10 protein-coding genes are annotated in these 16,125 nt (G+C 65.2%); 5 read left to right on the plus strand and 5 right to left on the minus strand.

Features of this window, described 5'->3' with window-relative positions:
- Positions 1 to 54: 54 nt before the first annotated feature.
- The 3 genes from Y887_RS14665 to Y887_RS14675 are packed head-to-tail and all read right to left on the minus strand — an operon-like array spanning position 55 to position 5,228.
- Positions 55 to 3,225 carry a multidrug efflux RND transporter permease subunit gene (locus Y887_RS14665; protein WP_046965045.1) on the minus strand — a complete coding sequence of 1,057 codons (3,171 nt, stop codon included), beginning with the start codon at positions 3,223 to 3,225 and terminating at the stop codon, positions 55 to 57.
- A 12-nt stretch (positions 3,226 to 3,237) separates the two neighbouring features.
- A complete protein-coding gene (locus tag Y887_RS14670) occupies positions 3,238 to 4,554 on the minus strand; it encodes an efflux RND transporter periplasmic adaptor subunit (RefSeq protein WP_046965046.1) in 1,317 nt (438 codons plus the stop codon).
- A 14-nt stretch (positions 4,555 to 4,568) separates the two neighbouring features.
- A complete protein-coding gene (locus Y887_RS14675) occupies positions 4,569 to 5,228 on the minus strand; it encodes a TetR/AcrR family transcriptional regulator (protein ID WP_046965047.1) in 660 nt (219 codons plus the stop codon).
- 277 nt (positions 5,229 to 5,505) lie between these two features.
- Between Y887_RS14675 and Y887_RS14680 the strand changes: the two genes are divergently transcribed.
- Positions 5,506 to 10,515 carry an NAD-glutamate dehydrogenase gene (locus Y887_RS14680; RefSeq protein ID WP_046965048.1) on the plus strand — a complete coding sequence of 1,670 codons (5,010 nt, stop codon included), beginning with the start codon at positions 5,506 to 5,508 and terminating at the stop codon, positions 10,513 to 10,515.
- A gap of 225 nt (positions 10,516 to 10,740) precedes the next feature.
- On the opposite strand, the gene Y887_RS14685 is transcribed toward Y887_RS14680, so the two are convergent.
- Positions 10,741 to 11,529, minus strand: coding sequence for an SDR family NAD(P)-dependent oxidoreductase (locus Y887_RS14685; RefSeq protein ID WP_046965049.1), 789 nt, complete (start codon positions 11,527 to 11,529; stop codon positions 10,741 to 10,743).
- A 51-nt stretch (positions 11,530 to 11,580) separates the two neighbouring features.
- Positions 11,581 to 12,663, minus strand: a complete 1,083-nt coding sequence (locus Y887_RS14690) for an alkene reductase (protein ID WP_046965050.1) — start codon at positions 12,661 to 12,663, stop codon at positions 11,581 to 11,583.
- 132 nt (positions 12,664 to 12,795) lie between these two features.
- Here Y887_RS14690 and Y887_RS14695 point away from each other — a divergent pair, with 132 nt between their 5' ends.
- The 4 genes from Y887_RS14695 to Y887_RS14710 all read left to right on the plus strand — a co-directional run bounded on the left by Y887_RS14695 (position 12,796) and on the right by Y887_RS14710 (position 15,981).
- The gene (locus tag Y887_RS14695) at positions 12,796 to 13,371 is read left to right on the plus strand and encodes a TetR/AcrR family transcriptional regulator (protein WP_046965051.1); all 576 of its coding nucleotides are present in this window, start codon (positions 12,796 to 12,798) and stop codon (positions 13,369 to 13,371) included.
- 234 nt (positions 13,372 to 13,605) lie between these two features.
- Complete coding sequence (locus tag Y887_RS14700) at positions 13,606 to 14,460, plus strand: oxidoreductase (RefSeq protein WP_046965052.1); 855 nt, start codon at positions 13,606 to 13,608, stop codon at positions 14,458 to 14,460.
- A gap of 115 nt (positions 14,461 to 14,575) precedes the next feature.
- On the plus strand, positions 14,576 to 15,562 hold the full coding sequence (gene acuI / locus Y887_RS14705) for an acrylyl-CoA reductase (NADPH) (RefSeq protein ID WP_046965053.1): 987 nt from the start codon (positions 14,576 to 14,578) through the stop codon (positions 15,560 to 15,562).
- A complete protein-coding gene (locus Y887_RS14710; RefSeq protein WP_046965054.1) occupies positions 15,559 to 15,981 on the plus strand; it encodes a hypothetical protein in 423 nt (140 codons plus the stop codon). The genes acuI and Y887_RS14710 overlap by 4 nt, the downstream gene beginning before the upstream one ends.
- Positions 15,982 to 16,125 lie beyond the last annotated feature (144 nt).

Here is a 16,125-nt window from a genome sequence, read left to right on the forward strand (position 1 = left end):
GTGAACAGCATTGCCGGCATTGCCGGGGCTTTCGTCTTGCGACCAACCGATCGATCAACGATCCGGACGATGCGTACCCGAGTCGTTCTGCGCGGTCAGGTATTCCTTGGACTGTTCGTCCAGCTTGTCGCCCAGCATGCGCCGCACCACCACGAAGAACAGCGGGATGAAGATCACGCCGAGCACGGTGGCGAACACCATGCCGCCGATCACGCCGGTACCGATGGAGTGGCGCGAGTTGGCGCCGGCACCGGTGGAGATCGCCAGCGGCAACACGCCCAGGATGAAGGCGAACGAAGTCATCAGGATCGGGCGGAAACGCAGATGCGCCGCTTCCAGGGTCGCCTCGCGCAGGGTCTTGCCCGCCGCACGCTGCTCCACCGCAAATTCCACGATCAGGATCGCGTTCTTCGCTGCCAGACCGATCACCGTGATCATGCCGATCTTGAAGTACAGATCGTTCGGCAGGCCACGCAGCATCGAGAAGGTGATCGCCCCCAGCACGCCGATCGGCACCACCATCAGCACCGCCACCGGAATCGACCAGCTCTCGTAGAGCGCGGCCAGGCACAGGAACACCACCACCACCGACAACGCCAGCAGCAGCGTCGCCGCGTTACCGGCAATGATTTCCTGGTACGACATGCCGCTCCAGTCGAAACCGAAGCCTGGCGGCAGATCGTTGTTGACGATCTCTTCCATCGCCGTCATCGCCTGGCCGGAGCTACCGCCCGGGGCCGGGTTGCCGACGATGTTCACCGCCGAATAGCCGTTGTAGCGATTCAGCGCCGGCGAGGCGTAGGTCCATTCGGCCTTGACCACATTGCTCAGCGGAATCATGCCGGGCTGCCCGTCGGCACCGGTGGCGGTGCTGCTGGGAGTGAAGAAGTTGCGCAACGACTCGGGGCCGGTACGGAACTGATCGTCGGCACGGATGTTGACGCGCTTGATGCGGCCTTCGGAGAAGTAGTCGTTGACATAGACCGGCGCCAGCATCAGCTGGATCGAGCTGTAGATGTCGCTGACTTCCAGACCCATCGACTGCGCCTGCACGCGGTCCACATGCAACTGCAGCTGCGGCGAATTTTCCAGGCCGTTCGGACGCACGCCCACCATGGTGTCGGCCTTTTGCGCTGCCTTGCCCAGCACGATGTTGCGCGCCTGGGTCAATGCTTCCTGACCTGCGCCGGAACGGTCCTGCAGCCACATGTCGAAGCCGCCGAACTGGCCAAGGCCCTGCACGGTGGGCAGGTTGACCACGAAGATCTGCGCGCCCTTGATGCCGTAGAAGGCGCCGTTGAGTTGCTGGATCAACTGTTCGGCAGTGACGTCACGCTCTTCCCACGGCTTGAGCCGGATGAAGCCCATGCCGACGTTTTCGCCCGACCCGAGGAAGCTGAAACCGGCGATCTGCAGCATGCCTTCCACGGCCGGCTGCTTTTCCAGCACCGCACGCATCTGCGCAAACGCTTCGTTGGTGCGGATCTTGGTGGCGCCCGGCGGCAGCTGCACGATGGCCACCGCAAAGCCCTGGTCTTCTTCCGGCAGGAAGCTGCCCGGCATGCGGGTGAACAGGAAGCCGCACAGCACCACCAGCACCACGAACACGATCATCCACGGCGGCGAGCGCTTCAGCGTGTGACCCACCACGCCGACATAGCGATGCGCCAGCTTGTCGTAGTACTTGTCGAAGGTACGGTAGACCCAGTTCTTCTTGTCTGAATGGGTGGGCTTGAGGAAGCTGGCGCACAGCGCCGGGGTGAAGGTCAGCGCCAGGAACGCGGAGAAGCCCATCGACATGGCGATGGTCAGCGCGAACTGCTTGTAGATCGCACCGGAGGCGCCGGGCTGCAGCGAGGAGGGGATGAACACCGCCGCCAGCACCACGGTGATGGCCACCACCGCGCCGGTGATCTGGGTCATCGCCTTCTGCGTGGCGGCCTTCGGCTCCAGATGCTCCTCGCTCATGATGCGTTCGACGTTCTCGATCACCACGATCGCGTCGTCCACCACGATGCCGATCGCCAGCACCATCGCAAACAGCGTCAGCTGGTTGATGGTGAAGCCGATGGCGTACATGCCGAAGAACGTGCCCAGCAGCGCCACCGGGATCACCAGGGTCGGGATGACCGTGGCGCGGAAGTTCTGCAGGAACAGCAGCATCACCAGGAACACCAGCACGATGGCTTCCACCAGCGTGTGCACCACTTCCTCGATGGAGATGCGCACGAAGGTGGTCGACTCGTACGGTGCAAACCAGGTCACGCCCTGCGGGAAGGTGGGCTGCAGCTCGTCGAGCTTGGCCCCGACCGCCTCGGACACGTTCAGTGCGTTGGCGCCCGGCAGCAGCTGGATACCGAAGGCACCGGTGGGCTTGCCGTTGTACTGGGTGTCGAAGCCGTAGTTGCTCGGCCCCACGGTGACGCGCGCGACGTCCTTCAGGCGCACGGTCGCACCGTTGTTGTCGGTGCGCAGGATGATGTTCTCGAACTCTTCCGGCGAGCTGAAACGCCCTTCGGCCGACACCGTGGCGGTGAAGCTGATGCCCTCCGGCGTGGGGTCGGCACCGACCGAACCGGCCGCGAACTGCACGTTCTGGTTACGCACCGCGGTCAGCACCTGGGTGGCCGACAGGTTGTAGCCCTGCAGCTTTTCCGGGTTCAACCAGATGTTCATCGCGTACTCGGCGCCGAACTGGTTGGTGCTGCCGACGCCGGGAACACGCGAGATCTGCTCGAGCACGCGCGAGCCGACGATGTCGTTGAGCGCATCGCGGTTGATCGACGGGTTGTCCGAACGCAGCGCGGCCACCATCAGGAAGCCGGCATTGGCCTTGGCCACCACCACACCCTGCTGGGTCACTTCGGACGGCAGGCGGGGCGTGGCCAGCGACACCTTGTTCTGCACCTGCACCTGCGCGATATCCGCGTCGGTGCCGGTTTCGAAGGTCAGCGTGATGGTGACGCGGCCGTTGGAGGCCGACGAGGAGTTGAAGTACAGCAGGTGGTCGATACCGGTGAGCTGCTGCTCGATGACCTGCGTCACCGCCTTTTCGGCGGTATCGGCACTGGCACCGGGGAAGTTGGCGGTGACGGTGACCTGCGGCGGGGCGATCGTGGGGTACGACTCGATACCCAGATTCAGGATCGAGATCACGCCCGCAAGCGAGATCAGGATCGCCACCACCCAGGCAAAGATCGGGTGTTCGATAAAAAACTTAGGCATGTCCGGGTTCCGTCACTGCTGCTTGGACTGGGAGTCGGCCGGCTGCGCCGCCGCATCCTGCTTGGGCTGCTCCTGCGCCGCCGGTGCCGCGGCATCGGCGGCGTTGGTAGCCGGTGCGGCCTTGGCATCGCCGGCCTGGCCTGCGGCAGGCGCCGCGCCAGGTGCACCGGGCTGACCCGGCTGAGCGCCGGCGGCCGGCTTGTTCGGATCCCACGGCACGCCCTTGGCGGGCTGACCTTCCTTGGCCTTCTGCACGCCATCGACGATGACCTGGTCGCCCGGGGTCACGCCGCCGGTCACGATCCACTGGCCCTTCTGCTGGCCGTCGACGGTGAGGTTCTTGCGCACCACCTTGCCGTCCTTGCCCAGCACCAGCGCATAGGCGCCGGTCGCATCGCGCTGCAGCGCCTGCTGCGGCAGCAGGTAGGCGTTGTTGCGCTGGCCCAGGCTGGCCTTGAAGGTCACGAACGCGCCCGGCAGCAATGCCAGTTCCGGGTTGGGCAGGGTCGCGCGCAGCGACACCGCGCCGGTGCTCGGGTCCACCGTCACCGCCGACACGTCCAGCGTACCGGGGTGCGGGTACAGGGCGCCGTTGCCCAGTTCCACGTTGATGGTGGACTTGCCGTCACCGCTGAGCTGCACGTTGCCGCTGCTCTGCGCCTGGCGCAGCGCGGCGAGTTCTTCGCTGCTCATCGCAAAGTTGACGTACAACGGGTCGATCTGGTCCACCGTGGTCAGCAGGGTCGCTTCGCCGGCGCCGACCAGCGCGCCTTCGGTCACCCGCTGGATGCCGGCGCGGCCGGTGATCGGCGAGGTGACGCTGGCGAAGCTGAGCTGGATCCGGGCGGCCTGCACCGCGCCGCGCGCCTGCTGCACGCTGGCGCCGGAGGAGCGCTCGGTGGCTTCGGCGTTATCGATGTCGGCACGCGAGACGTACTGCTGCGGCGCCAGGCTGCGCGCGCGCTTGGCGGCGATCTGGGCATTGGCATAGGTCGCCTCGGCGGCGGCCAGCTGGCCCTGAGCCTGCAGCAACGAGGCGCGCAGCGGCATCGGGTCGATCTCGAACAGCGGCTGGCCTTCCTTGACGTCGGTGCCTTCGGTGTACAGGCGCTTGAGCAGGACGCCGTCCACGCGGGCACGCACGTCGGCCGAACGGAACGCCGACAGGCGGCCCACCAGGTCGCGTTCCAGCGGCAGCGTCTGCGGTTTCATTTCCAGCACCGACACTTCCGGCGGCGGGGGCGCCTGCTGTTGTTCGGGCTTGCTGCAGGCAGCGAGCGCCACGGTGATGGCCAAGGCCAGGCCGAAGGTGCGGAGCGGGGCAATCATCAGGAGGAACTCCGTTAGGGTCTTGAAGAGAAAAGGGCAAGCGGGGCCGGCGCGGGCGCGGCAGTGGCCGCGGCAAACGCCCGCAAAAAGGTCTCGACGGCGAACTGCGCCCACTGCTGCCTGGCGGCGAGGCCGGCGCGGTGGGGTACCTGGAAGCGTTGGCGATCGAAATCCAGCCCGACGATCATGCTGAGCAGCAGTTCGGCCATGAAGTGCGGATCGTCATGGCGCAGCTGGCCGGCGGCCATCGCTTGCTCGAAGCGATGCGCCAGGCGTTGCTGCATGCCGACGACGCCCTCATGGAAGATCTGTTGCGACTGATCGGGGAACCGGTGCGACTCGGCCTCCACCAAACGACAGGTCTGTAACACATCCGGGCTGTTGAGGCGGTCAAGATGGGCCAGCGCAAAGGCCAGCAGATCCTCGCGCAGATCGCCGGACACCGCGCCCAGCGGCACCGTGGCCAGGTGGACGTGGTCCTGCAGCACATCGCGCAGCAGGTTTTCCTTGCAGCCGTAATAACTGTAGAGCGTCTGCTTGGAACAGCCGGCGCGCTCGGCCACCGCGTCCATGCTCAGCCGCATTCCGCGCTCGGCAAGCAAGGTATGCACGGCAGCATGGATGCGGCGATCGCAGTCCGAACGCCGGGCAGCACGGGGGGAACGAGGGGTCATGGCGGTAGACTATACCGTCCAGTTTAGTTTTTAAACAGCCTTGACGATCGCAGTTTGGTCTGCGCAACGCCTTGTGTGCCAAGCATTGGGCCGGACTTTGCCGGATCTGGCGATCCAGCGATCCGCCAGCCGGCCAAGCGTGTGGAAACTACAGAGCCATAATGCTTTGGCGCCGCTGTCGCGTCTGCTGGAGGCTCGGCATTTGCGCTATGCAGCAAGGCGTTGTCGCGGTGCATCGGTACAATTCAGGTTTTCCACCGAGCATCCCAGCTCTCTCATGACAGCCAAGAAAGCCGCTTCGAAATCGTCCACGACGTCGGTCAAACCGGTCGCCGAACGTGCCGTCCCCGTGCTCGCCACCGAACCGCAGGCGGTCACCCTGGAGCCGGTGTTTGCTGCGTTGCGCAAGCGCTACCCGGCGGCCCGACAGTCCGAGGTCCAGTCGTTCGCGGCCGACTTCTATCGCCGGATGGAAGAGGACGAGTTCCCGAACCATCCGCCCGAGCAGTGGGCGGCGCTGGCGGCCGACATGCTGGAATTTGCGCGCGTGCGCAAGGCCGGGACGGTCAATGTACGGGTGTTCAACCCCACCCTGAAGAGCCACGGCTACGAGTCGCCGCACACGCTGCTGCAGATCGTCAATGACGACATGCCGTTCCTGGTGGATTCGGTGAGCATGACCCTGTCGGACCTGGGCATCGGCGTGCATGTGCTCGGCCACCCGGTGCTGCGCATCGCGCGCGACAAGGCCGGCAAGCTGACCGCCGTGGGCGAGGGCAAGAGCGAGTCGCTGATGGTGCTGGAGATCGACCGTCAGCCCGCCGATGAGATGGCCAAGGTGGAAGCGGCGGTGCGCAAGGTGCTGGGCGAAGTGCGCGCCATCGTGCACGACTGGGCAGCGATGCGCGAAAAGATGGTGATGCTGGCCGACGACCTGGCCACCCGCCGCCTGCCGATCGACGACATCAGCCGTCACGAAGCGCAGGAGTTCCTGCGCTGGGCCGCTGCCGACCATTTCACCTTCTTCGGCTACCGCGAATACCGCGTGGAGAAACAGGCTGGGCAGGACGTGCTGGCACCGGTAGAGGAAACCGGCCTGGGCCTGATGCGCGGCCACGACACCTCGCCGGCGCGCCCGGTGACCACGCTGGCGGCGCATGGCCTGAACGCCTCGTCCAAGCTCAAGGACGCGTTGATCCTGACCAAGACCAATGCACGTTCGCGCGTGCATCGGGTTGGCTACATGGATTACATCGGCATCCTGGAATTCGATGCCAAGGGCCGCATCGTCGGCGAGCAGCGCTTCCTGGGCCTGTTCACCTCCAGCGCCTACAACCGCCGGCCGTGGGAAATCCCGCTGGTGCGCCAGCGCCACGAGTACGTGATGAGCAAGTCCGGGCTGACCCCGAGCAGCCATAGCGGCAAGGCCCTGCGGCATATCCTGGAGACGCTGCCGCGCGAGGAACTGTTCCAGTCCAACGAAGAAGAGCTGTACCGCACCGCGATCGGCATCCTGGGGTTGCAGGAGCGCGTGCGTAGCCGCATGTTCCTGCGCCGCGACAAGTACAGCCGTTTCATTTCTGCGCTGGTGTACATCCCGCGCGAGCGCTTCAACACCGATGTGCGCCTGCGCATCGAGGCGCTGCTCAAAGACGCCTTGCATGGCGAATACATCGACTCGTCGGTGGTGCTGGGCGAATCGCCGCTGGCGCAGCTGCATCTGATCGTGCGGCCCAAGAGCGGCGAAGCGCTGGAATTCAATACCACCGAACTCGAATCGCGCCTGGCGCATCTGCTGCGCAACTGGCGCGATGCCCTGCGCGAAGCGCTGGTGGCGCGTCACGGCGAGGCCAACGGGCTGCGCATGGCGGCCAATTTCGGCCGCGCGTTGCCGGCCGGTTACATCGAAGATTCGTCGATCGAATCGGCGGTGTCCGACGTCGAACACCTGGCAACCCTGGATGGCCCGGACGATCTGCATCTGAGCCTGCAGGAAATCCGCCGCGACGACGGTGTGCGGCTGGATGCGGGCGAGGGCCTGCGCTTGAAGCTGTACCGCCAGCTCGACGACATCCCGTTGTCGGATGCGATGCCGATGATGGAAAACATGGGCCTGCGCGTGATCTCCGAGCGGCCGTATCGGCTGCAGGTGGGCGAGACGCCGGTCTATATCCAGGATTTCGAAGTCGAATCGACCGCGGGCAAGATCAATGCCGCGCATGCCGATGCCGGCTTCGGCGAAGCGTTCGAGCGCATCTGGAATGGCGATGCCGAAAACGACGGTTTCAACCGTCTGATCCTGGCCGCCGGCCTGCACTGGCGTCAGGTCGCGTTGCTGCGCGGTTACTGCAAGTACCTGCTGCAGACCGCGGTGCCGTTCTCGCAGGCCTATGTGGAAGCCACGTTCACCCGTTATCCGTTGCTGGCGCGCCTGTTGGTGGAACTGTTCGAAGCGCGCTTCGACCCGTCCACCGGCAGCGAAACAAAGGCACAGATCTTTGCCGGCCAGGAACGTCTGCGCGAGGAACTCTCCGCGCTGGCGGGCAGCGACGAAGCCACGCTCAAGGCCCTGGAACCGGTACTCGAGGCACGCGGCGGCGACCGCACTGCGCAGCAGGAGGCCACCCGCGCCACCTTGCTCAAGCTGATGGACCGCGTGTCCAGCCTGGACGAAGACCGCATCCTGCGCAGCTTCATCGATGTGATCGACGCCACGCTGCGCACCAACTACTACCAGACCGACAAGCAGGGCAAGTACGGCCATTGCATCAGCTTCAAGCTGGATTCGTCGATCGTGCCCGACCTGCCCAAGCCGCGTCCGTATCGCGAAATCTTCGTCTACGGCCCGCGCGTAGAAGGCGTGCACCTGCGCTTCGGCGCGGTGGCCCGTGGCGGCCTGCGCTGGTCGGACCGTCGCGAGGATTTCCGCACCGAGGTGCTGGGGCTGGTCAAGGCGCAGATGGTCAAGAACACGGTGATCGTGCCGGTCGGCGCCAAGGGCGGTTTCTACGTCAAGCGCTCGCCGGTGGGTGGCGACCGCGACGCGGTGCAGGCCGAGGGCATCGCCTGCTACAAGCTGTTCATCCAGGGCCTGCTCGACATCACCGACAACATCGTCGGCGGCAAGATCGTGCCGCCGCCGCAGGTGGTGCGCCACGATCAGGACGACCCGTACCTGGTGGTCGCGGCCGACAAGGGCACCGCCACGTTCTCCGACATCGCCAACGGGCTGGCGCTGGATCACGGCTTCTGGCTCGGGGATGCGTTCGCCTCCGGCGGCTCGGTGGGCTACGACCACAAGGGCATGGGCATCACCGCGCGAGGCGCGTGGGAGTCGGTCAAACGCCACTTCCGTGCGATGGGCCGCGATTGCCAGAGCCAGGATTTCAGCGTGGTCGGCATCGGCGACATGTCCGGCGACGTGTTCGGCAACGGCATGCTGCTCTCGAAGCACATCCGCCTGCTGGCCGCGTTCGATCACCGGCATATCTTCCTCGATCCGTCGCCGGATGCCGCTGCCTCGTTCGCCGAGCGCGAGCGCCTGTTCAAGCTGCCGCGTTCCAGCTGGGCCGATTACGAGGCCAAGCTGATCAGCGCCGGTGGCGGCATCTATCCGCGCACGCTCAAATCCATCGACATCAGCGCGCCGGTGCGCGAGGCGCTCGGGCTGGAGTCCAATGTCAAGCAGCTCTCGCCCAACGAGCTGATGAACGCCATCCTCAAGGCGCCGGTGGACCTGTTCTGGAACGGCGGCATCGGCACCTACGTCAAGGCGGCCAGCGAGTCGCATGCGGACGTGGGCGACCGCGCCAACAACGGCCTGCGCGTCAACGGCGGCGAGCTGCGCTGCAAGGTGGTGGGCGAGGGCGGCAACCTGGGTCTGACCCAGCTCGGCCGCATCGAAGCGGCGCAGACCGGCGTGTTGCTCAACACCGATTTCATCGACAACTCGGCCGGCGTGGACACCTCCGATCACGAGGTGAACATCAAGATCCTGCTCAACGACATGGTGCAGGCCAAGAAGCTCACCTACGATGCACGCAACAAGCTGCTGGCGTCGATGACCGACGAAGTGGCCGACCTGGTGCTGTGGGACAACTATCGCCAGAACCAGGCGATCAGCTTGATGGAGCGCATGAGCGTCAAGCGGCTGGGTTCCAAGCAGCACTTCATCCGCACGCTGGAACTGCAGGGCCTGCTGGACCGCCAGATCGAATTCCTGCCCTCCGATGCCGAGCTGTCGGCACGCAAGGCGCGCGGGCAGGGCCTGACCCGGCCGGAGCTGTCGGTGCTGTTGTCGTATTCCAAGCTGGTGGCGTTCCAGCAGTTGCTGGAATCGGACATTCCCGAAGACCCGTATCTGTCCAAGGAATTGCAGCGCTACTTCCCGCAGCCGCTGCAGAAGAAGTACGCCGATGCGATGGAGCGCCATCGCCTCAAGCGCGAGATCATCGCCACCGCGGTCACCAACACCACCATCAACCGCATGGGCGCCACCTTCCTGATGCGCATGCAGGAAGACACCGGCCGCAGCATCGGCGAGGTGGCCAAGGCCTACACCATCAGCCGCGAGACGCTGGATGCGCGCGCGCTGTGGACGCAGATCGATGCGCTGGACGGCAAGGTGCCCGAGTCGGTGCAGATCGACGCACTGGAAGTGATCTGGCGCCTGCAACGCTCGTTCGTGCGTTGGCTATTGCTGCGTCCGGGCCAGATGCCGGGCATCACTGCGGCGGTGGAGCGTTACCACGGCCCGTTCAACGACATCCGCGTGGCATCGGGCGTGTTGTCGGATGCGCAGCGTCCGCAGTACGAAGGCAGCGTGAGGGAATGGCAGGAAAAGGGCCTGCCGCCGCAACTGGCGCAGCAGCTGTGCGAGTTGCGTTACCTGGAGCCGGCCTTCGACATCATCGAGACCGCGCGCACCCGCAAGCTCAAGCCGGTGGAAGTGTCCAAGGTGCATTTCCGCCTGGGCGATGCACTGCGGCTGCCGTGGTTGTTCGAGCAGATCGACGCGCTGGAGGTCAACGGCCGCTGGCATGCGGTGGCGCGTGGCGTGCTGCGCGACGAACTGGCCGCGCATCAGCGTGCGCTGGTGGGTCAGGTGCTGACCATGTCCGGCAGCACTGCCGAGGACAAGGTGGCCAACTGGCTGGCGCGCGACGATTCCAGCCTGCGCTTCACCCTGGCCATGCTCGCCGACGTGGCCGAGCAGAAGACGCTGGACTACCCGACCGTGTCGGTGGCGGTGCAGCGGCTTGGCCAGTTGGCGGCGCACGGGGTGTGATCGTGTGCCGCGACATGACGGCAGAGCGGTCGCTCTACCGTCATGTCGCCGCTCATCGGAGGATGAGGTTGTTGTCTGCGACGCAAAAGGCCGCCCTTGGGCGGCCTTTTGCGTCAGTGCATGCGGGCTGGTGCGTGTCCTTTAGTCGTGCAGTGGTGCGAGTGCGCGGCCAATGCCGCAGGCCCGCAGCATTGGGTATTGAGACCGGCGCTGAGTCACTGTCGCTCAGGCCGCCGGTTGATAACGCGCTGCGGCATTGGCCTGCCGGATGTCCGACAACAACCCCTGGCGCGCGCCATCCAGTGCGTCCCAACGCTCGGCCACGTGCAGCGGCGGAATGGTGACCAGCTCGCGGCGATCGAAGCCGACCAGCGCGGCATCGACCAGTTCGCCAACGTCCATCAAGTCGCTGAGCGTGTTGATGTCGATGCCGGCACGCTCCCAGATCTCGGTGCGCGTGCCGGCCGGCAGGACTGCCTGTACGTACACGCCCTTGCCGCCAAGCTCCACGTGCAGCCCCTGCGACAGGAACAGCACGAAGGCCTTGGTGGCGCCATAGACGCTCATGCCGAATTCGGGCGCCAGCCCCACGACCGATCCGAGGTTGACGATGGCACCGCTGCCGGACTGCGCAAAGCGCGGCGCAACGGCGGCAGAAAGACGCGTCAACGCGGTGATGTTGAGTGCAATCAGGCGATCGATCGCCATCGCGTCCTGCTGCACGATGCCGCCCGATTGCGCGATGCCGGCGTTGTTGACCAGGATCCCGATCAGCGCATCGTCGCGCAGACGGGTTTCCACGGCAGTCAGGTCGGCGGGCTGGGTCAGGTCGGCCTGCAGTACATCGACGCTGACGCGGTGGCTGTCGCGCAGGCGCGCGGCCAGGGCGTCCAGGCGTTCCTTGTCGCGAGCGACCAGCACGAGGTTGTGGCCGCGTTGGGCGAAGCGTTCGGCATAGACCGCGCCGATACCGGTGGAGGCGCCAGTGATGAGGACAGCGGGTAGTGTGGTCATGAAACGTTCCTTGGTGAGCGAGTGACGAAGGGGGGCAGAGGCGAGAACGCCTTAGCCGGTGAGAGTCGGATAATCGATGTAGCCCCCGGCGCCACCGCCATAGAGCGTGGCCGGGTTCAAGGGCGCCAGCGCCGCGCCGGTGTGCAGGCGTTCGACCAGATCGGGGTTGCTGATGAACGGGCGGCCGAAGGCAAACAGGTCGGCGTTGCCTGCGCCAAGCTGGGTGTTGGCCAACTCCAGGTCGTAGCCGTTGTTGGCCAGGTACGTGCGGGTGAACTTGCTGCGCAACGCGGCATAGTCGAACGGTGCCGCATCGCGTGGGCCGCCGGTCGCACCTTCGACCACGTGCAGATACACGATGCCCAGCGCATCGAGCTGTTCGGCGATGTAGTCGTACTGCGGCTGTGGGTCGCTGCCGGAAATGCCGCTCGCCGGCGACACCGGCGAAATGCGCACGCCGGTGCGATCGGCGCCGATCTGCTTGCTCACTGCAGTGGCAACCTCCAGCAACAGGCGTGCGCGGTTTTCGATCGAACCACCATAGGCATCGGTGCGCTGGTTGGCACCGTCCTTGATGAACTGCTCCAGCAGGTAGCCGTTGGCACCGTGGATCTCGACGCCATCGAAGCCGGCGGCAATCGCATTGGCCGCTGCCTGTCGGAAGTCGTCGACGATGCCCGGCAGTTCGTGCAACTCCAATGCGCGTGGTTCGGAGACATCGGCAAAGCCGTTGTTGACGAACACCTTGGTCGCCGCGCGGATCGCCGAGGGCGCCACCGGTGCCGCGCCGCCCGGCTGCAGGTCGACATGCGACACGCGGCCCACATGCCAGAGCTGAACGAAGATGCGCCCGCCCTTGGCATGCACGGCGTCGGTGACGGTGCGCCAGCCGGCGATCTGCTCGGGCGTGTACAGGCCGGGGGTGTCCTGATAGCCCTGGGCCTGCGGCGATATCTGGGTTGCCTCTGTGATCAATAAGCCGGCCGAGGCGCGCTGTGCGTAATAGGTAGCAGTCAGGGCGGTGGGCACCAGGCCGGCGCCGGCCCGGTTGCGCGTCAGCGGGGCCATGACGATGCGATTTGCCAGCGTCAGGGTGCCCAGGGCGTAGGGTTCGAACAGCAGGGACTGACTCATTGCGTGTTACCAGAAAGATGTGGTTGACAAAGATTACGATCAAAATCTAAAGTGTCAACACTTTGATGACATCCAACATCATTAATTGCTTCAGCCTCCTCAAACCATGCACACCTCTCGGAGGGTCCAACGATGAAAGTGACCAAGGCACAGGCACAGGCGAATCGCGCGCACGTCGTCGAAACAGCCTCGTTGCTGTTTCGCGAGCGCGGTTATGAAGGGATCGGTATCGCCGACTTGATGGCCGCTGCAGGGTTCACCCACGGTGGGTTCTACAAGCAGTTCCGGTCCAAGGCGGATCTGATGGCCGAGTCGGCCGCCTGCGGTCTGGCCAACATCGCCGCGCAGTCGGAGAACGTGGACAAGACCGATTTCGTGAACTTCTATCTGTCGCGCGGGCATCGCGATAGCCCTGCCACCGGTTGCACGATGGCTGCGCTGGGCGCCGACGCCGCACGTCAGCCGCAGGAAGTACGCGAAGCGTTTGCTGTCGGGGTCGAAAACCTGTTGGCTGCGCTCGACCGCAGCGGTGCTGCGCCCGGCACTGCGGAGGCAAGGCAGGAGCGCGCCAGCAACCTGGACATGATGGCGCACGCCATCGGCGCCATCGTGCTGTCGCGGTCGTGCCCGGACGATTCTTCGTTGGCCGACGAAATCATCGCGGTGTCTCGCGACAGGATCCTGTCGTCGTTACAACCATCCAACTAACCGGCATGCATCCCGACGCACGTGCGTCTGCATCGCGCGGGTTGAGGCTGTACCAGTCGAGCCGCACGGTCATCCGGACTCAATCAATTCCATCTTCGCAACCAGCACTAGCTTTGCACCCATTTTCTACGATGCATCGGCAGTGATCTGCCACCACGCTGCGATTTTCCTTGCGCGCAGTTGCTCGATCTTCAAGCAACTGCGCTCGTCACTCACTGCCCTTTAGGACGTCCTATGACAAGCAAATCCCCTGTTGCGCTGGTGACTGGCGCATCCTCCGGTATTGGCGAAGCGAGTGCCAAGGCGTTGGCCGCCAGCGGCTATACGGTGTATGGCACCAGCCGTCGCAGCGCGCAATCCGGATCACACGCCTTCAAGCTGCTGACGCTGGATGTGACCAGCGACGCGTCAGTCGATGCGGCCATCCAGGAACTGCTGCAGCTGGAGGGGCGCATCGACCTGCTGGTCAACAACGCCGGTTTCGGCGTGTCTCCCGCAGCGGCGGAGGAAAGCTCGATCGAGCATGCCAAGGCCATTGTCGATACCAATTTCCTGGGCGTTGTGCGTATGACTCGCGCGGTGTTACCGCAGATGCGCCGTCAAGGCAGTGGCCGCATCATCAATATCGGCTCGATCGTCGGCTTGGTGCCCGCACCGTATGCGGCGCTGTATGCCGCCAGCAAGCACGCGGTGGAAGGGTATTCCGAAGCCGTAGACCACGAGGTGCGCAGCTACGGGATCCGGGTCACGGTCATCGAGCCGGCCTACACCAAGACACAGTTCGAGGCGAACACTCTGGAGCCCGACGCGCCGCTGGAAGTCTATCGGCAGGTCCGCTCGCAGGTTGGCAAGGTTGTCGCGCAGGCGATGGCCATTGGAGACGAGCCCTCCGTCGTGGCAGAGGTGGTGGTCAAGGCGGCCCGCGCCCAGCACCCCAAGCTGCGCTACACCGCAGGCAAGATCGCCGGACAACTCCAGTTCTTGCGGCGGTTTGCACCGGCAGGCGTGTTCCAGGTGCTGATTCGCAAGAATCTGCAGCTGGATGCGAAGACGCCTGTTGATGCCAAGACGCCCACGCATGCCAGCTAGGGGTCGTTAAACGTTGCTCAGACAAGCAAGGGCGATGGCGGCGACCGCATGCCGTTGTCGATATTCCGCCGTGGCGCGCTAACGCGCGCGGCCTCGATCCGAACAGGAGAAGGCGATGACCTTCAATGCATTGCTCGCCACGCAAACCAACGACATCGTTGTGACCAAGCTTGTGCAGTTTGACGACGACGACCTCATGCCGGGCGAGGTGACGATTGCCGTCGAGTACTCGACCGTCAACTACAAGGATGCCTTGGCGGTCACCGGACGTGGCCCGATCATTCGCCGCTTTCCGCTGATTCCCGGTATCGATCTTGCCGGTGTGGTCGAAGCGTCCAGCCACTCCGGGATTGCGGTGGGAGAGCGGGTACTGGTCAATGGATGGGGCTTGAGCCAGACCCATCACGGCGGCTATGCGCAAAAGGCGCGGCTGCCCGGCGACTGGCTGATCAAGATTCCAGCGGCGTTCTCCACCCACGATGCGATGGCGATCGGCACGGCCGGCTATACCGCCATGCTGGCGGTGATGGCGCTGGAGCACGGCGGGCTGACGCCCGAACGCGGCGACATCCTGGTCACCGGCGCAAATGGCGGCGCCGGTTCGGTGGCCATCGCGTTGCTGGCAGATCTGGGGTATCGCGTGGTCGCCTCCACCGGCCGGCTGGAACAGGCCGCATATCTGCACAGCCTGGGCGCTGCCGAGGTCATCGACCGCAACACGCTGTCCGAACCCGGCGCACCGATCAGCAAGGAGCGCTGGGCAGGCGTGGTGGATGGGGTGGGCAGCCACACGCTGGCCAATGCGCTTGCGCAGACGCAGTATCGCGGCGTGGTGAGCTCGTTCGGCATGGCGCAAGGCGTTCAACTGCCGGCCTCGGTACTGCCTTTCATCCTGCGCAACGTCACGCTGGCCGGCATCGATTCGGTCAACGCGCCGCAGGCAGTACGCCTGCAGGCGTGGTCGCGCCTGGCGCAGGACCTGGCGTTGGGCACGCTGGCGTTGACCACCACGACCATCGGTCTGGCGGAGGTGGCACAGACTGCCGCCCAGCTACTGGATGGCAAGGTGCAGGGGCGCACGGTCGTGGATGTGAACGCATGAGCACGCCAACTGCATCGCGTGCATTCCGCTACCTGGCTACGCTGTCGGCACTGTTGTTCTTTGCATTGGGCGCGGCCTGGCTGCTGGCGCCTGCAAGCATGCTCGCCAACTGGGGCGTCGCCTTCGACAGCGATGCGCTAGGCGTGGTCGGCCGCCGCGCCGCGCCGATGTACGCGGCCATCGGCGTGATGCTGTTGCTGGTGCGCGCTGCGCCGCCATCGCCGGGGCGCCGCGCGGTGATTGCCGGCTTTGCCACCGCGTGCCTGTTGCTGGCGGTGTTGGGCGTGTGGGAATGGGCGGCCGGGCATGTCAACGCCGGTATCTTCCCGGCGGTTGCCATCGAAATCGGGTTTCCGCTGGCGTTCTTGCTGGTGACGCGCGCCGAGGCGGCGCAGCGACGCGCCAGGCACGCGCGTTGATCGAGGCATGACGGCAGCCGGCGGGTGCCGTCATGCAATCCAGGCGCATGGACAGGTGCCATGGGTGGCTGACCCACTGTGGTCGGCGCCTGGCAACCCAGGATGCTGGCGGAGAGCAATGCGGAACCCGGCTGACGGCATTGC

Origin of the sequence: Xanthomonas pisi DSM 18956 (assembly GCF_001010415.1) — a bacterium.
In the GTDB taxonomy this organism is placed as follows: Bacteria; Pseudomonadota; Gammaproteobacteria; order Xanthomonadales; family Xanthomonadaceae; genus Xanthomonas; species Xanthomonas pisi.

Excerpts from the sequence above, each read along its gene's own strand:
- Y887_RS14665 (WP_046965045.1), bottom strand. The coding sequence starts at position 3,225 with ATGCCTAAGTTTTTTATCGAACACCCGATCTTTGCCTGGGTGGTGGCG.
- Y887_RS14670 (WP_046965046.1), bottom strand. The coding sequence starts at position 4,554 with ATGATTGCCCCGCTCCGCACCTTCGGCCTGGCCTTGGCCATCACCGTG.
- Y887_RS14675 (WP_046965047.1), bottom strand. The coding sequence starts at position 5,228 with ATGACCCCTCGTTCCCCCCGTGCTGCCCGGCGTTCGGACTGCGATCGC.
- Y887_RS14680 (WP_046965048.1), top strand. The coding sequence starts at position 5,506 with ATGACAGCCAAGAAAGCCGCTTCGAAATCGTCCACGACGTCGGTCAAA.
- Y887_RS14685 (WP_046965049.1), bottom strand. The coding sequence starts at position 11,529 with ATGACCACACTACCCGCTGTCCTCATCACTGGCGCCTCCACCGGTATC.
- Y887_RS14690 (WP_046965050.1), bottom strand. The coding sequence starts at position 12,663 with ATGAGTCAGTCCCTGCTGTTCGAACCCTACGCCCTGGGCACCCTGACG.
- Y887_RS14695 (WP_046965051.1), top strand. The coding sequence starts at position 12,796 with ATGAAAGTGACCAAGGCACAGGCACAGGCGAATCGCGCGCACGTCGTC.
- Y887_RS14700 (WP_046965052.1), top strand. The coding sequence starts at position 13,606 with ATGACAAGCAAATCCCCTGTTGCGCTGGTGACTGGCGCATCCTCCGGT.
- acuI (WP_046965053.1), top strand. The coding sequence starts at position 14,576 with ATGACCTTCAATGCATTGCTCGCCACGCAAACCAACGACATCGTTGTG.
- Y887_RS14710 (WP_046965054.1), top strand. The coding sequence starts at position 15,559 with ATGAGCACGCCAACTGCATCGCGTGCATTCCGCTACCTGGCTACGCTG.